At 47.0% G+C, this 19,439-nt stretch carries 11 protein-coding genes, 13 tRNA genes, 3 rRNA genes and 1 pseudogene; 26 read left to right on the top strand and 2 right to left on the bottom strand.

Annotated elements, in window-relative coordinates; translation table 11 throughout:
* Window positions 1-84: 84 nt before the first annotated feature.
* From alr to NXM86_RS16860, 5 genes are all read left to right on the top strand, one after another.
* Complete coding sequence (alr, locus tag NXM86_RS16880) at window positions 85-1,248, top strand: alanine racemase (RefSeq protein WP_012748964.1); 1,164 nt, start codon at window positions 85-87, stop codon at window positions 1,246-1,248.
* A gap of 240 nt (window positions 1,249-1,488) precedes the next feature.
* Window positions 1,489-2,856, top strand: coding sequence for an ISLre2 family transposase (locus tag NXM86_RS16875; protein ID WP_190305579.1), 1,368 nt, complete (start codon window positions 1,489-1,491; stop codon window positions 2,854-2,856).
* A gap of 237 nt (window positions 2,857-3,093) precedes the next feature.
* A complete protein-coding gene (locus NXM86_RS16870) occupies window positions 3,094-3,375 on the top strand; it encodes a CopG family ribbon-helix-helix protein (RefSeq protein ID WP_003253419.1) in 282 nt (93 codons plus the stop codon).
* Between the two features lie 4 nt (window positions 3,376-3,379).
* A complete protein-coding gene (gene ndoA / locus NXM86_RS16865) occupies window positions 3,380-3,730 on the top strand; it encodes a type II toxin-antitoxin system endoribonuclease NdoA (protein ID WP_003253417.1) in 351 nt (116 codons plus the stop codon).
* A 332-nt stretch (window positions 3,731-4,062) separates the two neighbouring features.
* Window positions 4,063-6,228: a Tex family protein gene (locus tag NXM86_RS16860; RefSeq protein WP_187252148.1), complete on the top strand. Its 2,166-nt coding sequence runs from the start codon at window positions 4,063-4,065 to the stop codon at window positions 6,226-6,228.
* Here the strand turns inward: NXM86_RS16860 and cmpA are convergent.
* A pseudogene (cmpA, locus tag NXM86_RS16855) lies at window positions 6,223-6,335 on the bottom strand (cortex morphogenetic protein CmpA). The gene NXM86_RS16860 and the pseudogene cmpA sit on opposite strands and share 6 nt — an antisense overlap.
* Window positions 6,336-6,423: 88 nt before the next feature.
* On the opposite strand from cmpA, the gene NXM86_RS16850 reads away from it, so the two are divergent.
* The 21 genes from NXM86_RS16850 (at window position 6,424) to tsaD (ending at window position 17,064) form a co-directional block, all read left to right on the top strand.
* Window positions 6,424-6,891: a SprT family protein gene (locus NXM86_RS16850; RefSeq protein ID WP_012748967.1), complete on the top strand. Its 468-nt coding sequence runs from the start codon at window positions 6,424-6,426 to the stop codon at window positions 6,889-6,891.
* A gap of 436 nt (window positions 6,892-7,327) precedes the next feature.
* Window positions 7,328-7,402, top strand: a tRNA-Asn gene (locus NXM86_RS16845).
* A gap of 2 nt (window positions 7,403-7,404) precedes the next feature.
* A tRNA-Ser gene (locus NXM86_RS16840) sits at window positions 7,405-7,497 on the top strand.
* Window positions 7,498-7,517: 20 nt separating this feature from the next.
* Window positions 7,518-7,589: transfer RNA gene (locus NXM86_RS16835), tRNA-Glu, on the top strand.
* Between the two features lie 49 nt (window positions 7,590-7,638).
* Window positions 7,639-7,714 (top strand) — tRNA-Asp (locus tag NXM86_RS16830).
* 20 nt (window positions 7,715-7,734) lie between these two features.
* Window positions 7,735-7,809 (top strand) — tRNA-Gln (locus tag NXM86_RS16825).
* Window position 7,810: 1 nt separating this feature from the next.
* Window positions 7,811-7,883, top strand: a tRNA-Lys gene (locus NXM86_RS16820).
* A 5-nt stretch (window positions 7,884-7,888) separates the two neighbouring features.
* Window positions 7,889-7,973, top strand: a tRNA-Leu gene (locus NXM86_RS16815).
* A 16-nt stretch (window positions 7,974-7,989) separates the two neighbouring features.
* Window positions 7,990-8,071 (top strand) — tRNA-Leu (locus NXM86_RS16810).
* 75 nt (window positions 8,072-8,146) lie between these two features.
* Window positions 8,147-8,223: transfer RNA gene (locus tag NXM86_RS16805), tRNA-Arg, on the top strand.
* Window positions 8,224-8,226: 3 nt separating this feature from the next.
* Window positions 8,227-8,300, top strand: a tRNA-Pro gene (locus NXM86_RS16800).
* 26 nt (window positions 8,301-8,326) lie between these two features.
* Window positions 8,327-8,400, top strand: a tRNA-Gly gene (locus tag NXM86_RS16795).
* Between the two features lie 125 nt (window positions 8,401-8,525).
* Window positions 8,526-10,080: ribosomal RNA gene (locus NXM86_RS16790) — 16S ribosomal RNA — on the top strand.
* A gap of 396 nt (window positions 10,081-10,476) precedes the next feature.
* Window positions 10,477-13,412: ribosomal RNA gene (locus NXM86_RS16785) — 23S ribosomal RNA — on the top strand.
* 253 nt (window positions 13,413-13,665) lie between these two features.
* Window positions 13,666-13,782: ribosomal RNA gene (gene rrf / locus NXM86_RS16780) — 5S ribosomal RNA — on the top strand.
* Together the 16S, 23S and 5S rRNA genes with 13 tRNA genes alongside form the textbook arrangement of a ribosomal RNA operon.
* 190 nt (window positions 13,783-13,972) lie before the next feature.
* A tRNA-Met gene (locus NXM86_RS16775) sits at window positions 13,973-14,049 on the top strand.
* A gap of 5 nt (window positions 14,050-14,054) precedes the next feature.
* Window positions 14,055-14,127, top strand: a tRNA-Asp gene (locus NXM86_RS16770).
* A gap of 319 nt (window positions 14,128-14,446) precedes the next feature.
* On the top strand, window positions 14,447-14,905 hold the full coding sequence (gene tsaE, locus NXM86_RS16765) for a tRNA (adenosine(37)-N6)-threonylcarbamoyltransferase complex ATPase subunit type 1 TsaE (protein WP_012748968.1): 459 nt from the start codon (window positions 14,447-14,449) through the stop codon (window positions 14,903-14,905).
* Window positions 14,902-15,642, top strand: coding sequence for a tRNA (adenosine(37)-N6)-threonylcarbamoyltransferase complex dimerization subunit type 1 TsaB (gene tsaB / locus NXM86_RS16760; RefSeq protein WP_081189578.1), 741 nt, complete (start codon window positions 14,902-14,904; stop codon window positions 15,640-15,642). The genes tsaE and tsaB overlap by 4 nt, the downstream gene beginning before the upstream one ends.
* On the top strand, window positions 15,602-16,054 hold the full coding sequence (rimI, locus tag NXM86_RS16755) for a ribosomal protein S18-alanine N-acetyltransferase (protein ID WP_012748970.1): 453 nt from the start codon (window positions 15,602-15,604) through the stop codon (window positions 16,052-16,054). The genes tsaB and rimI overlap by 41 nt, the downstream gene beginning before the upstream one ends.
* Window positions 16,051-17,064, top strand: a complete 1,014-nt coding sequence (gene tsaD / locus NXM86_RS16750; RefSeq protein ID WP_062756384.1) for a tRNA (adenosine(37)-N6)-threonylcarbamoyltransferase complex transferase subunit TsaD — start codon at window positions 16,051-16,053, stop codon at window positions 17,062-17,064. The genes rimI and tsaD overlap by 4 nt, the downstream gene beginning before the upstream one ends.
* A gap of 420 nt (window positions 17,065-17,484) precedes the next feature.
* Here the strand turns inward: tsaD and NXM86_RS16745 are convergent, their stop codons facing one another.
* Window positions 17,485-19,419, bottom strand: coding sequence for an ABC-F family ATP-binding cassette domain-containing protein (locus NXM86_RS16745; RefSeq protein WP_012748973.1), 1,935 nt, complete (start codon window positions 19,417-19,419; stop codon window positions 17,485-17,487).
* Between the last annotated feature and the right edge of the window lie 20 nt (window positions 19,420-19,439).

Below are 19,439 nucleotides of genomic sequence, written 5' to 3'. Positions count from 1 at the left end.
TATCGAGATAGGAAGATAAAGTTGGAGTAAATATCTTTCAATGTATTTGCATTCATTTTGATAGACAAGGAAGTGCAGCGAGATATGAGCAATTTGTTTTACCGCGATACTTGGGCAGAAATTGATTTAGATGCCATTTACTACAATGTTTCACAATTAAAAAACTTTTTGCAAAACGACATCCGCATTATGGCGGTAGTGAAGGCAAACGCATACGGCCACGGTGATGTACAAGTGGCAAAAACAGCGCTTGAAGCAGGTGCTTCTTATTTAGCAGTGGCGTTTTTAGACGAAGCGATTGCGCTAAGGAAAAAAGGAGTTACTGCACCTATTCTTGTGCTAGGGGCTTGCCGGCCTAGCGATATTAATATTGCCGCAAAGCATCGGATTACGCTCACTGTGTTTCAGCCGGAATGGATAGAACAAGCGGCAAACGTATACAGCGAAACGAGTCCCGTTTTATTTCATTTAAAAATGGATACAGGAATGGGACGGTTAGGTGTCAGGGAGGAAACGGAAACAAAGCGCGTCATTGAACAAATTGACCGACATCCGTATTTTTCATTGGAAGGAGCATATACTCATTTTGCTACAGCTGATGAAATAAACACGGACTATTTTTCTTTCCAATACGATAATTTTTTGCGAATGCTTGAATGGCTTCCATATAAACCACCGATTATCCACTGCGGAAACAGTGCGACAGCTTTACGGTTTCCGGATAAAGCCTTTAATATGGTGCGCTTTGGCATTTCAATGTATGGTCTATCTCCTTCACCGGAAATCAAACAATATTTGCCGTATGAGCTAAAAGAAGCTTTTTCATTGCATAGCCGTCTCGTTCATGTGAAAAAGTTAAAGCCTGGAGAAAAGGTGAGTTATGGAGCGACATATACGGCGGAAACGGAGCAGTGGGTTGGAACGGTCCCGATTGGATATGCAGATGGTTGGTTGCGTAAACTGCAAAATTTCCATGTACTTGTGAACGGAGAAAAAGCGCCGATTATCGGAAGAATTTGCATGGATCAATTAATGGTCCGTCTGCCGAAGCAAATGCCTGTTGGAACGAAAGTGACGCTGATTGGGCGGCAAGGCGACGAATATATTTCTGTTGATGACGTGGCTCAATATCTTGGAACGATTAACTATGAGGTTCCTTGTACAATAAGTTATCGCGTTCCCCGTATTTTTTTCAGAAATAAGAGTATAATGGAAGTGAGAAATTTTGTTTTGGATGGCAATGATTAAGTATAAACTGAAAGACTTTTCAGAAGATAATAGGTAGAAAAAGCAGGTGTGAGTAAAATGTTTGTGGGAAAAATTCTTAGAAGTTCCCCGATGAGGGGGTTGGGAACGTAGGTTCGCAATCCCCCTCATCGGGGCCACCAAGCGAAGCGCGGTAGGATCCCAAGCAGGAAACATGAAAAAAGGACTCTCTCCCTGGTAAGATGTTCATTGACCACACTACAAACAGGAGGAGAGAGTCCTATGAATATTCAACAACATCTTACCACAAATTCGTTGACATGGAAAGAGATCGAACTTGCTTTGTTTCGAGCCTTGCAAAACGCCTTCGCCGAGCTGTTTACGGCTCTGTTGGAGGACATCGACCGGCAATTGGCAGAGAATCGAGATAAGCGCCGATACCACTTGAAAGACAAACGACGCACCACGATTCAAACCCTGTTTGGCGAAGTCACCTTTGAGCGAAACTACTATTTAGACCGAGAACAAAACCGTTACACATTTTTGCTGGATTCCTTTCTCGCGTTTGATGGATCGCAGTCAATCAGCCCTTGTCTAGAAGAAACAGCGGTGGGATTGGCGGTGGAGTGCTCTTCCTATCGCAAAGCGGCTCGTACGCTTGCCCAGATGGTCGGGTATCCGGTGATGAGCCATGAGGCGATCCGCCAGTTGGTGCTCGAGGCCGAAGTTCCGCTGCACTGCCCGGTGGACCAGCGATATGGACGGGTGCTGTTGGTGGAGGCCGATGGACTGTTTGTTTCCCGCCAAGGGAAGGGAAAACGGGCCAAGGAAGACAAAATCCTGACCGTTCACGAAGGATGGAAGCGCAACGGCTCCCGGATCGAATTCGTGAATCAGCGCCATTACGTCCATGAGGGCAAGGGGGAGGTGTGGGAAGGCTTCGAGGAATTTTTGATAAATGAATATGCCTATGATCCTTGCCGGGATCTTCTTGTCATCAACGGGGACGGCGCTCCATGGATTACCGCGTGCCGGGAGTATTTCAAGGGACGGGTCTGCTTTCAATTGGATCGATTCCACGTGGCGCGTGAATTGCGCCAATGCCTCTCGGGCCATCCACGGTGGCAGGCGATTCGGCAAAAGCTGGTGAAGCAGGATGAAGAGGGGTTGCTTGTGGAACTGAACAGCGCCCTCGGTACGCTGGGGGACGAAGCGAAAGAACAACAGCTGGCTGCCTTGATCCACCGGATCGAATCGATGCCGGGATGCATCCGTGATTACCGGGAATGGCTGAAGGAGCAAGGAGTGGACACAACGGGCATGTATCCGATGGGGAGGGCTGAAAGCGTGATGAGCCAGTTGGCGTATCGGGTGAAATACCGCCGCAGTTGGACAGACAAGGGACTCAGGGCGTTTTTCAAGGCAATGATTGCCCGGATGGATGGGATTCGTCTTTTCGGACGTCGTTTCGGAGAAGAATCGTCGCATCCGGCGGAGGAAACGGCATCCACTAAACAGACGGTCGTGAACAAGGCGAAACAACGCGTCCGCCGTCTTCTTCCGGAGGTAACGCGGAATAACGTGCCATATTTACAGCAATCGTCCGGGACACCGATCTATCATGCCCTGTCTGAACTCAAAGGATGGTAAAAAAGGTATACATATCGATCTGTCATGGCAAGGGATGAGAGTTCGAAAGCGCTTACGGATAAAATTCAAAAAAATGGTTCGCCAATCTATGACTTACACCTGTTTTCAGCGAACCAAAAAAGTTCCCACAAAATCTTGACTGACTCAAAAAGCAGAAATGACTTTGCAGCGTTTTTATTTAGTGGTATTATGAAATGGAAGTAATGAATCGGCTGCAGTTCGTGGAGGTGTATGTTCGTGTCGGAATCTAGCGCAACAACAGAAATCGTCGTTCGTTTGCCTCAAGCATTGGTAACCGAATTAGATGTGCTTGTAAAACAGGAAAACGGCAACCGCAATGACCTTATTTATCAAGCGACTAAAATGTATATTCGCGAGCGAAAAAAACGTCAAATCCGTGAAGCAATGAGACGCGGTTATATGGAAATGGCCAAAATCAATTTATCCATTGCTTCAGAAGCGTTTCTTGCAGAATACGAGGCCGACCACACCGTTGAACGTTTAGTTAGCGGGGGGTAATGCTTTGATTGTTAAGCGTGGCGACGTTTATTTTGCGGACCTTTCCCCGGTAGTGGGCTCAGAGCAAGGAGGCGTTCGTCCGGTATTGGTCATTCAAAATGACATTGGAAATCGATTTAGTCCGACGGTGATTGTGGCGGCAATTACAGCACAAATTCAAAAAGCGAAGCTGCCAACGCATGTCGAAATTGATGCAAAACGTTACGGGTTTGAGCGGGATTCTGTCATTCTGCTAGAGCAAATTCGGACAATTGATAAACAGCGGCTAACAGACAAAATTACTCACTTGGACGATGAAATGATGGATAAGGTGGACGAAGCGCTGCAAATTAGTTTAGGACTTATAGATTTTTAAACAGTAGCGCTCGAAATTTAAATTTCTCTTCTCCGAAACAAAACTTGTTTCGTGACCCCCCCACTCCGTTTTTGCAGCAAGAGTATAGACGGAAACGGCCTTCAGGATATATAAGTCTCATTCACCATGAGAGAATGCACTGAGCCACCTATCGCCTCCGTTTCATAAAAAGTGGTGAGTAGTTTGCTATGCGCAAAAAAGGGCAGGTCGCAAACAATCGATCTGTCCAACTATTTTATTCATATACGACTCGTTAGGAATAGCTGCATCATTGTAGCTATTTTTATTTTTAGTCATGGAGGGGTAAGGATTTGTTAAATAGAGAAGCGTTGATGGACCTGATAGCGAATGAATTACATTTGTCCACAAAGCAAGTTAGCAATGTGATTTCTCTTTCTGAGGAAGGAAATACGGTGCCGTTTATTGCCCGCTATCGGAAAGAGATGACAGGCGCCTTAGATGAAGTGCAAATTCGTGATATTTTGGAGAAATGGAATTACCTACAAAACTTAGAACAGCGGAAAGAAGAAGTCCTTCGCCTTATTGATGAACAAGGAAAACTAACGGATGATCTAAAAAACGCGATCATCAATGCTACGAAACTGCAGCAAGTGGAAGATTTGTATCGTCCTTATAGACAAAAACGACGTACAAAAGCCACCATTGCCAAGGAAAAAGGGTTAGAGCCTCTTGCGGAATGGTTATGGACGTGTCCAATGAGGCCGCGGCCGGAAGAAAAAGCGCAAGAGTTTATTCAACCAGAAAAAGAAGTACGTACCGTCGAAGAGGCGCTTCAAGGTGCGAAAGACATCATCGCTGAAAAGGTATCGGATGATGCACAATTTCGCCAATGGATTCGCCAGCACACATGGAAAAAAGGCGTGATCATATCGACTGTCAAAGAGTCGGAAAATGATGAGAAAAAAGTATATGAAATGTATTACGAATATGAAGAGCCAGTACATAGGATTGTTCCGCATCGTGTATTAGCGCTCAATCGCGGCGAAAAAGAAGGAGTGTTGCGTGTTTCCATTCAGGCGCCGGTAGAAGATATTATGACATACTTACAAAAGCACATTATTACAAATCCGCAATCTCCCGCCGCTTCCCTCCTTTCTGAAGCGATTGAGGACGGCTACAAAAGGCTTATTGAACCGTCAATCGAGCGGGATATTCGCAATGAATTAACCGAAAAAGCGGAAGAGCGGGCGATTCATATTTTTGCGGAGAACTTACGCAAGCTATTGCTTCAGCCGCCGTTAAAAGGGAAGATTGTTCTTGGTATAGACCCTGCCTATCGAACGGGATGCAAGCTGGCGGTGGTCGACGAAACAGGCAAATTGCTGAAAATCGATGTCATTTACCCTCATCCCCCGCAGCAACAGATAGAAGAAGCGAGAGAAAAGTTAATCCGCATTATCGAAGAATATCATGTCGAAATGATTGCCATTGGGAACGGAACTGCATCAAGGGAAACGGAGCAATTTGTGGCGGACACCTTAAAACAAGTAGATAAAGAAATTTTTTACCTTATTGTCAATGAAGCGGGAGCGAGCGTCTATTCCGCCTCTGACCTTGCCCGTCAAGAGTTTCCAGATTTACAGGTAGAAGAACGGAGCGCAGTTTCGATCGCAAGGCGTGTACAAGATCCGCTTGCCGAACTGGTGAAAATTGATCCAAAATCAGTAGGAGTTGGCCAATATCAGCATGACGTTTCACAAAAAAAATTAGCGCAATCATTGCAGTTTGTCGTGGAAACCGTTGTTAACCAAGTTGGCGTCAACGTCAACACTGCCTCCGTCTCTTTATTGCAATACGTATCAGGGCTTACGAAAACAGTATCGGAAAATATCGTAAAACGCCGTGAGGAACAAGGAAAATTTAAAAACCGCGAGGAATTAAAATCGATACCGCGGCTTGGTGCTAAAACATATGAACAGTGTATCGGATTTTTACGCATTATTGATGGAGACGAACCGCTCGACCGTACGCCGATTCATCCTGAGCGGTATGAAGAAGTGAAAAGGCTGTTGCACCAAATTGGTTTTACAACTGAACATATCGGAAGTGAAGAGCTTCGTCAGGCATTGCAATCTCTTTCCATTCCTGACACGGCTGCTGAACTTGGCATCGGAGAATTGACATTACAAGACATTATCGACGCTTTAATTCGTCCAGAACGTGATCCTCGCGATGAGCTGCCAAAGCCGTTATTACGAAAAGACATTTTAAAAATGGAAGATTTAAAAAGGGGAATGGAGTTAGAAGGAACGGTGCGGAACGTCGTCGATTTCGGAGCGTTTGTGGATATTGGGGTTAAGCAGGATGGGCTTGTTCACATTTCAAAATTAAGCAAGCAATATGTACGTCATCCGCTTGACGTTGTATCAGTAGGCGATGTGGTAAAAGTTTGGGTTGACAATGTAGATCTCGATAAAGGAAGAATTTCTTTATCTATGATTCCACCGGAAGAATCAGAAAAAACACTGCTTTCATGAGCAGTGTTTTTTCTGATAAAAAAACCAGCATTGATTTAGCAATTTGATTTGGTAACGATTTTTTCATAATAGGCTCGTCTCATTTGATTTTTTAACCATGTTGGCATAACAGTCGACCTCCTGTAACAGAAAGGTTAGTATATAATGTATGTATGGTTGGTCTGTCCTGTGTCAAAAAAGTAAGGAGTAACGAAAATGAAACAAAGTGATTTGCAACGGCTTGTCGAAAGAGTGTCTTTACAATTTTTCAAAAAACCGTTCAAACATACAGCGACATTCAATCCAAGGCTTCGAACAACGGGAGGACGTTACATATTACAAACTCATAACATTGAACTAAATAAAAAATATTACGAAGCGTTCGGAGAAGAAGAGCTTATTGCCATTATTAAGCATGAATTATGCCATTACCATCTTCATTTGGAAGGAAAAGGATATCGCCATCGTGACCAAGACTTTCGTGATTTATTACGACAAGTTCAGGCTCCCCGCTATTGTCGGCCACTCCCTCAGCAAGCACAACAAAGAACAAAAAAAGTTTACGTGTATGTTTGTTCTAAGTGCAGTTTAAAATATAGACGGAAAAAGCGGGTCAATACAGACAAGTATGTTTGTGGACAATGTGGCGGAAAACTAATGTTGGATAACGGCGGAGAAATATGAAAGCACGTTTTGCCGTAGTTTCATTTTGTGCATTTATAGGGGCAAGCCTAAAAAAACAAACAATATTTTTGTTAAAAAAGTGTTGACAGCTATTGTTTGTATATGCTAAATTATAAAAGCCGTCGCCAAAAGGCGATGGATGATAAATGAATACAAAAGCTATTGACAACCATCACTCAGCTCAATATAATAAAGAATGTCGATTGAACGAGCCTTTAAGAATGAAAAATTGTAATAGATATGGCTCGATATGTTTCTGTAGTAAGAAAGCATGATTTTGTTTATTCCGCAATAGCTCAGCGACGAGCGATACTTCTATGAATTTGCTACGAGTTGCCTCGATGCATCCAACAACTTTGAGTTCGCTAGCAGAGGAAGAGGCAACGAACTGGAAAGTTATGATGTTTTGCAACAAGATAACTACATTTCCCTTTATTCCGCAATAGCTCAGCGGTAGAGCAACCGGCTGTTAACCGGTAGGTCGTAGGTTCGAATCCTACTTGCGGAGCCATTGGAGAAGTACCCAAGTGGCTGAAGGGGACGGTTTGCTAAACCGTTAGGTCGTGTCTTTACGGCGCGCGGGTTCAAATCCCGCCTTCTCCGCCACTTTTGATATATTTTGTCGTGGCCCGTTGGTCAAGTGGTTAAGACACCGCCCTTTCACGGCGGTAACACGGGTTCGAATCCCGTACGGGTCACTGCTGATGGGTGTTGGGGTCTATAAAGCACCAACCCCATTTTATTGATGGTCCCGTAGTGTAGTGGTTAACACGCCTGCCTGTCACGCAGGAGATCGCGGGTTCGAGTCCCGTCGGGACCGCCATTTAGATACTTTATTTACATTGGGCTATAGCCAAGCGGTAAGGCAACGGACTTTGACTCCGTGATGCGCTGGTTCGAATCCAGCTAGCCCAGCCATGAGCCATTAGCTCAGTAGGTAGAGCATCTGACTTTTAATCAGAGGGTCGGAGGTTCGAGTCCTCCATGGCTCATTTTTGCGGGTGTGGCGGAATTGGCAGACGCACCAGACTTAGGATCTGGCGCCTTACGGCGTGGGGGTTCAAGTCCCTCCACCCGCACCACTAACTTAATAAACATGCGGTCGTGGCGGAATGGCAGACGCGCTAGGTTGAGGGCCTAGTGGGGGCAACCCGTGGAGGTTCAAGTCCTCTCGACCGCATAAATACAAAAAAATACTTGTGATTTATTTCAGGAAGTGCTAAAATATAATTCGTTGTTTCCAAAATCAATATTTGCGCTCGTAGCTCAATTGGATAGAGCATCTGACTACGGATCAGAAGGTTAGGGGTTCGAATCCTCTCGAGCGCGCCATTTCGGGAAGTAGCTCAGCTTGGTAGAGCACATGGTTTGGGACCATGGGGTCGCAGGTTCGAATCCTGTCTTCCCGATTTATTTAATCTTAATGAATAAACATGCGGGTGTAGTTTAGTGGTAAAACCTCAGCCTTCCAAGCTGATGTCGTGGGTTCGATTCCCATCACCCGCTCCATAATTAACAACTAATGTTTCAGGGAATGCTCCTTGAAAACTGAACAAAACGAAGCGTCCACAACGAAAAGCGAAGGCGACTTGACACCTTCGGTGTCGGCGCCGAATTAAAGCCAATCAACTTTCTTTTTGGAGAGTTTGATCCTGGCTCAGGACGAACGCTGGCGGCGTGCCTAATACATGCAAGTCGAGCGGACCGAACGGAAGCTTGCTTCTGTTCGGTTAGCGGCGGACGGGTGAGTAACACGTGGGTAACCTGCCCGTAAGACCGGGATAACTCCGGGAAACCGGGGCTAATACCGGATAACACCGAAGACCGCATGGTCTTCGGTTGAAAGGTGGCTTTTGCTACCACTTACGGATGGGCCCGCGGCGCATTAGCTAGTTGGTGAGGTAACGGCTCACCAAGGCGACGATGCGTAGCCGGCCTGAGAGGGTGACCGGCCACACTGGGACTGAGACACGGCCCAGACTCCTACGGGAGGCAGCAGTAGGGAATCTTCCGCAATGGACGAAAGTCTGACGGAGCGACGCCGCGTGAGCGAAGAAGGTCTTCGGATCGTAAAGCTCTGTTGTTAGGGAAGAAGAAGTACCGTTCGAATAGGGCGGTACGGTGACGGTACCTAACGAGAAAGCCCGGCTAACTACGTGCCAGCAGCCGCGGTAATACGTAGGGGGCGAGCGTTGTCCGGAATTATTGGGCGTAAAGCGCGCGCAGGCGGTCCCTTAAGTCTGATGTGAAAGCCCACGGCTCAACCGTGGAGGGTCATTGGAAACTGGGGGACTTGAGTGCAGAAGAGGAGAGCGGAATTCCACGTGTAGCGGTGAAATGCGTAGAGATGTGGAGGAACACCAGTGGCGAAGGCGGCTCTCTGGTCTGTAACTGACGCTGAGGCGCGAAAGCGTGGGGAGCAAACAGGATTAGATACCCTGGTAGTCCACGCCGTAAACGATGAGTGCTAAGTGTTAGAGGGGTTTTCCCTTTAGTGCTGTAGCTAACGCGTTAAGCACTCCGCCTGGGGAGTACGGCCGCAAGGCTGAAACTCAAAGGAATTGACGGGGGCCCGCACAAGCGGTGGAGCATGTGGTTTAATTCGAAGCAACGCGAAGAACCTTACCAGGTCTTGACATCCCCTGACAACCCTGGAGACAGGGCGTTCCCCCTTCGGGGGGACAGGGTGACAGGTGGTGCATGGTTGTCGTCAGCTCGTGTCGTGAGATGTTGGGTTAAGTCCCGCAACGAGCGCAACCCTCGCCCCTAGTTGCCAGCATTCAGTTGGGCACTCTAGGGGGACTGCCGGTGACAAACCGGAGGAAGGTGGGGATGACGTCAAATCATCATGCCCCTTATGACCTGGGCTACACACGTGCTACAATGGGCGGTACAAAGGGCTGCGAACCCGCGAGGGGGAGCGAATCCCAAAAAGCCGCTCTCAGTTCGGATTGCAGGCTGCAACTCGCCTGCATGAAGCCGGAATCGCTAGTAATCGCGGATCAGCATGCCGCGGTGAATACGTTCCCGGGCCTTGTACACACCGCCCGTCACACCACGAGAGCTTGCAACACCCGAAGTCGGTGAGGTAACCCGTAAGGGAGCCAGCCGCCGAAGGTGGGGCAAGTGATTGGGGTGAAGTCGTAACAAGGTAGCCGTACCGGAAGGTGCGGCTGGATCACCTCCTTTCTAAGGACTGTATGTGTGTGAAATAAGGTGGGCGCTTCGGGTTTGTTCAGTTTTGAGGGAGCATTTCACTCCTTCAAGTGTTTTGTGTCTGCGTCTGCTAGTGAATTCGAGGAAGCAGGATTCCTCGACACAAGGCTGCAAGGAAGCATACTCAAGTAGTCGCCTTGCGCCTGCGTCTATGAGCGGATGCAGGAAATAAGTTGGTTCCTTGAAAACTAGATAACCGGAAGGAAAAGCGGAGGCGCCGCGGTTAGCCCCGATAGGTGCTGGAGGGCCTGCGAGGAGGCTATTGCCGCCACGGCAGGACCGAAGCCGACCGTGAGGGGTTAGGCGCCGAAGCTAGACAGTGGAAGAAGCCGAGAAGCGAAGGCGGCAAGCATGAAGCTGTTTTCGCATGGTTAAGTTAGAAAGGGCGCACGGTGGATGCCTTGGCACTAGGAGCCGATGAAGGACGGGGCAAACGCCGAAACGCTTCGGGGAGCTGTAAGCAAGCGTTGATCCGGAGATGTCCGAATGGGGAAACCCACTGCCCGTAATGGGGCAGTATCCATACCTGAATCCATAGGGTATGGAGGGCACACCCGGGGAACTGAAACATCTAAGTACCCGGAGGAGAAGAAAGCAACCGCGATTCCCTGAGTAGCGGCGAGCGAAACGGGAACAGCCCAAACCAAGAGGCTTGCCTCTTGGGGTTGTAGGACCACTCATGATGGGAGTTACAAAGGAACGGGGTAGACGAAGCGGTCTGGAAAGGCCCGCCAGAGAAGGTGACAGCCCTGTAGTCGAAACTTCGTTCCCTCCCGAGTGGATCCTGAGTACGGCGGGACACGGGGAATCCCGTCGGAAGCAGGGAGGACCATCTCCCAAGGCTAAATACTCCCTAGTGACCGATAGTGAACCAGTACCGTGAGGGAAAGGTGAAAAGCACCCCGGAAGGGGAGTGAAAGAGAACCTGAAACCGTGTGCCTACAAGTAGTCAGAGCCCGTTTATGGGTGATGGCGTGCCTTTTGTAGAATGAACCGGCGAGTTACGATGACGTGCGAGGTTAAGTCGAAGAGACGGAGCCGCAGCGAAAGCGAGTCTGAATAGGGCGTTAAGTACGTCGTCGTAGACCCGAAACCAGGTGATCTACCCATGTCCAGGGTGAAGGTAGGGTAACACCTACTGGAGGCCCGAACCCACGTACGTTGAAAAGTGCGGGGATGAGGTGTGGGTAGGGGTGAAATGCCAATCGAACCTGGAGATAGCTGGTTCTCCCCGAAATAGCTTTAGGGCTAGCCTCAAGGGAAGAGTCTTGGAGGTAGAGCACTGATTGAGCTAGGGGCCCTCATCGGGTTACCGAACTCAGTCAAACTCCGAATGCCAATGACTTATCCTTGGGAGTCAGACTACGAGTGATAAGATCCGTGGTCGAGAGGGAAACAGCCCAGACCACCAGCTAAGGTCCCAAAGTGCACGTTAAGTGGAAAAGGATGTGGAGTTGCCCAGACAACCAGGATGTTGGCTTAGAAGCAGCCATCATTTAAAGAGTGCGTAATAGCTCACTGGTCGAGTGACTCTGCGCCGAAAATGTACCGGGGCTAAACGTGCCACCGAAGCTGTGGGATGACCGCCCGTCATCGGTAGGGGAGCGTTCTAAGTGCGCCGAAGCGAGACCGGAAGGACTCGTGGAGCGCTTAGAAGTGAGAATGCCGGTGTGAGTAGCGAAAACAGAGGTGAGAATCCTCTGCACCGAAAGCCTAAGGTTTCCTGAGGAAGGTTCGTCCGCTCAGGGTTAGTCGGGACCTAAGCCGAGGCCGAAAGGCGTAGGTGATGGGCAACAGGTTGAGATTCCTGTACCACCTCCTCACCGTTTGAGCAATGGGGGGACGCAGGAAGGTAGGGCGAGCAGGCTGCTGGAATAGCCTGTCCAAGCGGTTAGGCTGCCAGATAGGCAAATCCGTCTGGCGCAAAGGCTGAGCCGTGATGGCGAAGGGACCATCGGTCCCGAAGTCCCCGATCCTACACTGCCAAGAAAAGCCTCTAGCGAGGTGAGAGGTGCCCGTACCGCAAACCGACACAGGTAGGCGAGGAGAGAATCCTAAGGTGCGCGGGAGAACTCTCGTTAAGGAACTCGGCAAAATGACCCCGTAACTTCGGGAGAAGGGGTGCTCTCTTGGGTGATGAGCCCGAGAGAGCCGCAGTGAAAAGGCCCAAGCGACTGTTTACCAAAAACACAGGTCTCTGCGAAGCCGAAAGGCGAAGTATAGGGGCTGACACCTGCCCGGTGCTGGAAGGTTAAGGGGAGCGCTTAAGCCGCAAGGCTGAAGGTGCGAACCGAAGCCCCAGTAAACGGCGGCCGTAACTATAACGGTCCTAAGGTAGCGAAATTCCTTGTCGGGTAAGTTCCGACCCGCACGAAAGGTGTAACGACTTGGGCGCTGTCTCAACGAGAGACCCGGTGAAATCATACTACCTGTGAAGATGCAGGTTACCCGCGACAGGACGGAAAGACCCCGTGGAGCTTTACTGCAGCCTGATATGGAATTTTGGTATCGCTTGTACAGGATAGGTGGGAGCCTGAGAAGCCGGAGCGCCAGCTTCGGTGGAGGCGCCGGTGGGATACCACCCTGGCGGTATTGAAATTCTAACCCGCACCCCTTATCGGGGTGGGAGACAGTGTCAGGTGGGCAGTTTGACTGGGGCGGTCGCCTCCCAAAAGGTAACGGAGGCGCCCAAAGGTTCCCTCAGAATGGTTGGAAATCATTCGTAGAGTGCAAAGGCACAAGGGAGCTTGACTGCGAGACGGACAGGTCGAGCAGGGACGAAAGTCGGGCTTAGTGATCCGGTGGTTCCGTATGGAAGGGCCATCGCTCAACGGATAAAAGCTACCCCGGGGATAACAGGCTGATCTCCCCCAAGAGTCCACATCGACGGGGAGGTTTGGCACCTCGATGTCGGCTCATCGCATCCTGGGGCTGTAGTCGGTCCCAAGGGTTGGGCTGTTCGCCCATTAAAGCGGTACGCGAGCTGGGTTCAGAACGTCGTGAGACAGTTCGGTCCCTATCCGTCGCGGGCGCAGGAAATTTGAGAGGAGCTGTCCTTAGTACGAGAGGACCGGGATGGACGCACCGCTGGTGTACCAGTTGTCCCGCCAGGGGCACCGCTGGGTAGCTATGTGCGGAAGGGATAAGCGCTGAAAGCATCTAAGCGTGAAGCCCCCCTCAAGATGAGATTTCCCATCGCGTCAAGCGAGTAAGATCCCTCGAAGATGACGAGGTCGATAGGTCCGAGGTGGAAGCGTGGCGACACGTGGAGCTGACGGATACTAATCGATCGAGGACTTAACCAAGCGAAAAGTGGAGGCGAGCGCTTAGCGCCAAAAGGAAAATGTTCTTCACCCGTAGAGGTGTTTGCACCTCAAGGGAGAAGGTTATTTGGCGCAAGAGAGCTAGGCATCGGAGCTAGACAAAGCGAAAAGCGGAGGCCGCCTATGCAAAACGGCTTCTTCCAAACGGACGGTTATCTAGTTTTGAGGGAACGAAATCCCTCTTGACAAACGTGATGATTGGAATATAATAATATGTGGCCAATTGAAGTGCTTGCCTAGTGACAATAGCGGAGAGGAAACACCCGTTCCCATCCCGAACACGGAAGTTAAGCTCTCCAGCGCCGATGGTAGTTGGGGCCAGCGCCCCTGCGAGAGTAGGTCGTCGCTAGGCTATTTATATGATTAATTTATTTCTTTCTATCGTCGCGGGGTGGAGCAACGAGCTTAAGCTCCATCGAATAAGCTACGAGTTGCCTCGACGCATTTGACATCTTTGAATTAGCTAGTAGAGGAAGAGGCAACGAATTGAATTAAAGTTTTCCAAATCATTTGTTCCTAATTCAATCATTCCTTTCTATCACCGCGGGGTGGAGCAGTCCGGTAGCTCGTCGGGCTCATAACCCGAAGGTCGCAGGTTCAAATCCTGCCCCCGCAACCAATATTGGTCCCGTAGTGTAGTGGTTAACATGCCTGCCTGTCACGCAGGAGATCGCGGGTTCGAGTCCCGTCGGGACCGCTTAAGGTTGAATGCATTTTAATAAAATTCTTGCGTAGGAAACGAAACAGCCTTGTTTCGTTTTTTTATTTCTCCTTAGGAAGTGGCTTCCTAGGGTTTTTTTATTTTTTTTAGATGTGCAACTAGCTTACTGCAGGTTGGACTCATCCTTTAAGAAGATTGACGAAGGAAGCCGATAACTTTAGTCATTGTGTAGAGGCATAGATGCTTCTTTTCAACAATATTAAATATTAGCAGGGAAAGTGGTAACAAGTGATAAGAATATGATAAAATTTCAGAAGCGAAGGTTATCATTATAAAAATGTAAAGGTGAAACGTGATGAAACGTTATGAACTGATTATGCACTCTCCTGAGGAAACGATGCATCTTGCTTCAAGATTTGGAGAACAGTTAAAAGCAAAAGATGTCATTACATTAGAAGGGGATTTAGGCGCGGGAAAAACGACGTTTACAAAAGGATTAGCCAAAGGATTGGGAGTAAGGAAAACGGTTAGCAGTCCTACTTTTACGATTGTGAAGGAATATAAAGGGCGTCTCCCCCTTTATCATATGGATGTGTATCGTTTAGAAGATACAATGGAGGATCTCGGTTTTGACGAATATTTTCATGGTGATGGTGTCACTGTCATCGAATGGGCACATCTTATCGAACCACAGCTACCACCGGAAAGATTGAACATTTATCTGTTTCACCATGGGAATGATGAGCGAAAATTAGTGATTGAACCAATCGGAGAACGATATGAACAGTTATGTAAGGGGATTTTAGAGTCATGAAAATATTAGCGATTGATACATCAAATGTGGTAATGGGAGTCGCATTAGTGGAAGACGATATCGTAAAAGGAGAAATAGTGACAAATATAAAGAAAGACCATTCCACGCGCGTAATGCCGGCAATCCAGTCTTTATTGAAAGATTGCGGTGTATCTCCCAGTGAACTAGAGTTAATTGTTGTTGCGAGAGGGCCCGGGTCTTATACGGGAGTGCGCATCGGAGTAACGATTGCAAAAACATTAGCATGGGCATTAAAGATCCCGATTGTAGGAGTATCTAGCCTTGAAGTGTTAGCAGCGAACGGAAGGTATTTTTCGGGTGTTATCGCTCCGTTTTTTGATGCGAGAAGAGGTCAAATTTATACAGGATTATATCGCTATAACGGCGTACAACTAGAGTGTATAGAAAGTGACCGAATCGTTTTGGCCGATGAATGGGCGCACAAACTGCAGGAAAGACAGGAGAAAGTGTTATTTATCGGAGCCGATATCGCCTTATATAAAGAAACGTTTCAGCAACAACTTGGCGATTTTGCGGAATTTGCGCCGTCTTCGTTACAATTGCCTCGCCCAGGTGAGTTAGCGCTGCTTGGAAAAAATAAAGAAAAAGAGAATACTCATACTTTTGTGCCTAATTACGTTCGCCTTGCCGAGGCAGAAGCAAAATGGCTTGCCAAGCAAAAAGGGGAAAACAAATATGGGGATGAAAATTCGATTTCGCTCAATGACCTTAAATGATATTGATGCAGTATTGCAAGTGGAGCATGCTTCTTTTACGTCTCCTTGGAGCAGAGAAGCATTTTATAATGAGCTTGTTTATAATCGTTATGCCAAATATATCGTAATGGAACATAACGGCCGCATCATTGGCTATGCGGGAATGTGGGTCGTCATTGATGAAGCGCATATTACAAATGTAGCTGTATTGCCTGAATATCGCGGCAAAAAATTAGGGGAAGCGCTAATGCGCAAATTAATGGAAACAGCAAAGCAACTTGGGGCTGTCACCATGACATTAGAAGTTCGTGTTTCTAATCATGTAGCCCAATCTTTATATCGAAAATTAGGATTTCTTAATGGCGGTATCCGCAGACATTATTATCCAGATAATTTAGAAGATGCTCTTGTAATGTGGGTGAAATTATCATGAATCATGACATATATGTTCTTGGAATTGAAACGAGCTGCGATGAAACCGCGGCGGCAGTTGTGAAAAATGGAACGGAAATTTTGTCTAATATTGTGGCTTCCCAAATGGAAAGCCATAAACGATTTGGCGGAGTCGTACCAGAAATCGCCTCGCGCCACCATGTCGAGCAGATTACGCTCGTTATTGAAGAAGCGATGCGTAAGGCGGATGTTTCGTTTCAACAGTTGAGTGCTATTGCAGTGACGCAAGGTCCAGGATTAGTCGGCGCTCTTTTGATTGGTGTGAACGCGGCGAAAGCGTTAGCGTTTGCCCATGGTCTTCCGCTTGTAGGCGTTCATCATATCGCTGGGCATATTTACGCGAATCGGCTTGTTACGGAAATGAAATTTCCGTTGTTATCTCTTGTGGTTTCAGGAGGACATACGGAACTTGTGTACATGGAGGGGCATGGCAAGTTTCAAGTCATCGGCGAAACGAGAGACGATGCGGCGGGAGAAGCGTATGACAAGGTGGCGAGGGCATTAAACCTTCCTTATCCGGGCGGACCGCATATTGACCGTCTTGCACAGGAAGGAAAGGTGACCATTGATTTGCCTCGTGCATGGCTGGAAGAAGGGTCATATGATTTTAGCTTCAGCGGGTTGAAATCGGCGGTATTAAACACGCTTCATAACGCGAATCAGCGTGGAGAAATCATCGACCCGAAAGATATGGCAGCCAGCTTTCAAGCGAGCGTAATCGATGTGCTTGTGACCAAAACCGTCAACGCAGCAAAAGAATATAATGTCCGTCAAGTGCTGCTTGCGGGCGGAGTCGCCGCAAACAGAGGATTACGAGCGGAGTTGGAGCGAAAAATGGCTGAATTAGACCATATCGAATTGGTTATTCCGCCTTTATCGCTTTGTACCGACAATGCGGCGATGATTGCGGCGGCAGGAACTGTTTTATTCGCACAAGGAAAACTTGCCGACATGGCATTGAACGCAGATCCAAGTTTAGAACTAGATTAAACGAAAAGGACTTCTTTCAAGATATGTCTTGAAGGAAGTTCTTTTTTTATATAAAAATGTGTAACTTTTTTCGTTGAACGGAGTGAAAGGAAGAGAGATAAAGTATCTTTGAACAGATTAGCTATGAGCGTTTTACATGGTGGAAAAAGGAAAAACCAATTTTTTATTAAAAAAATAATCATGTGAATATATTTATCCACAAATTGTGGATATTGTGGAAAAAGAGAAAGAATCTTATTTTATTAGGGATGAAATAACCACAAATTTTTTCATATAAAAACGGCTTTTTTTGTGGATAATGTGGAAAAATCCGTGAATAACTTAAATTGTGGGAAAAAAATTGGGGATAAGTTTGTGGGTATGTGACTAACTAAAAAACATCCACGGGTATGCACAACCGTGGATGTTTTTTCGCAATTATTATTGTAATGTATGAAGTGTTTCCCATTCTTCTAGTAATTTTTCTAATTTTCCCTTCATTTCGTCACTCTCTTTTGTTAATTTTTGTACTTTCTCATGGTCTTGATAAATTTCTGGATCGCATAATTGTTCGTCGATGTATGCGATTTGCTGTTCTAATTCGCTAATTTCTGTTTCAATTTCTTCAATGCGCCGCTTGCGCTGTCGTTCTAGTTTTTTCGCCTCTTTTTCCTGTTCGTAGCTAAGTTTCGATGATGCCTCTTCATGAGAACGGCCTGTTTGTTTCTCGGAAGCGAGACGTTCTAGCTCCAGCATTTCCGCCTTTTTTGCGACATAGTAGTCATAATCGCCTAAATACTCGGTAATTCCGTCACTAGAAAGCTCATATACTTTCGTGGCAATTCGATTAATAAAATAGCGGTCGTGAGAAACGAATAAAATAGTTCCGGGATATTCGATTAAGGCGTTTTCGAGCACTTCTTTACTGTCTAAATCAAGATGGTTTGTCGGTTCGTCTAAAATAAGGAAATTGGCTTTTTGCATCATTAGTTTGGCAAGCGCCAGTCTCGCTTTTTCACCGCCGCTTAAGGCCGATACAGGTTTTAATACATCGTCTCCAGAGAATAAGAAGCTTCCGAGCACGGTGCGGATTTCTTTTTCCGTTTTGTCAGGGTATTCATCCCAAAGTTCATCGAGCACGCGCTTATTCGAGGACAAATCAGCCTGGTTTTGGTCGTAATAGCCGATTTGCACGTTCGAACCGTAACGGAAATGTCCTGATTGCAGCGGAAGTTTGTTTACAATCGCTTTTAACAACGTTGACTTTCCGATTCCGTTCGGTCCGACCAAGGCGATGCTTTCACCGCGCGTGATGCGGAAACGAATGTTGCGAATGAGCGGCTTGTTCTCATCATATCCGACTGCGACATCTTCAGCGATTAATACGTCATTTCCGCTTTGCCGTTCGATGTCAAAAGAAAAGGAAGCAACTTTTTCGTCTCCTGCTGGTTTTTCCATTCTCTCCATTTTTTCTAACTGTTTTCTCCGGCTTTGTGCACGTCTTGTTGTGGAGGCACGGGCAATATTGCGTTGAATAAAGTCTTGGAGTTTTGCGATTTCTTCTTGTTGTTTTTCATACAGTTTTCGTTCTCGTTCATATTCGGCTGCTTTTTGTTCTAAGTAACGGCTGTAATTTCCTGTGTATCGTTTCAATGTTGTCCGTGACAGCTCATATACTTGGGTGACAACTTTATCGAGAAAGTAGCGGTCGTGGGATACGATAAGAATAGCGCCAGGATATGTTTGCAAGTATTGTTCGAGCCATGTTAATGTTTCAAGGTCTAAATGGTTTGTCGGTTCGTCCAAAATAAGCAAATCAGGCTTCATTAAAAGCAGTTTTCCAAGCGCCAGACGAGTTCGTTGTCCGCCGCTTAACGATTGAACGGGAGTCGTCATATAGTCATATTTCGCAAATTGTAAGCCGTGTAAAATCGAACGAATATCCGCTTCGTATTGATAACCGCCTTGTTCTTTATAGCGTTCTTGCAATGCATCATAATCTTTTAATAATTTTTCATAGCGGGAAGAATCGGCGATTAGATCAGGGTCTCCCATTTGCAGCTCCATCTGGCGAAGTTGTTTTTCTATTGTTTTTAGAGGAGCAAATACTGTCATCATTTCTTCCCAAATGGATAAAGAGGAGTGTAGACCGCTATCTTGAGCAAGATATCCGATCGATACTTCTTTTGGTTTGATGATTTCTCCACTATCGTAAGACATCTCACCAGCAATAATTTTTAATAGTGTCGATTTTCCTGCTCCGTTTCTTCCGACGAGCGCAATTCTATCTTTGGATTGTATTTCTAATTTTATATTCGATAAAATAAGGTCAGCACCGAAATATTTTGTTAGTTGATTGACTTGTAAAATAATCATTGTTGTTCACCTCTCGTTTA

The sequence above is a fragment of the Geobacillus sp. CX412 genome (assembly GCF_027942335.1).
Lineage (GTDB): Bacteria > Bacillota > Bacilli > Bacillales > Anoxybacillaceae > Parageobacillus_B > Parageobacillus_B toebii.
The sequence above is the reverse complement of the archived record's forward strand: the minus strand, read 5'-3'. Positions and strand labels throughout refer to the sequence as shown.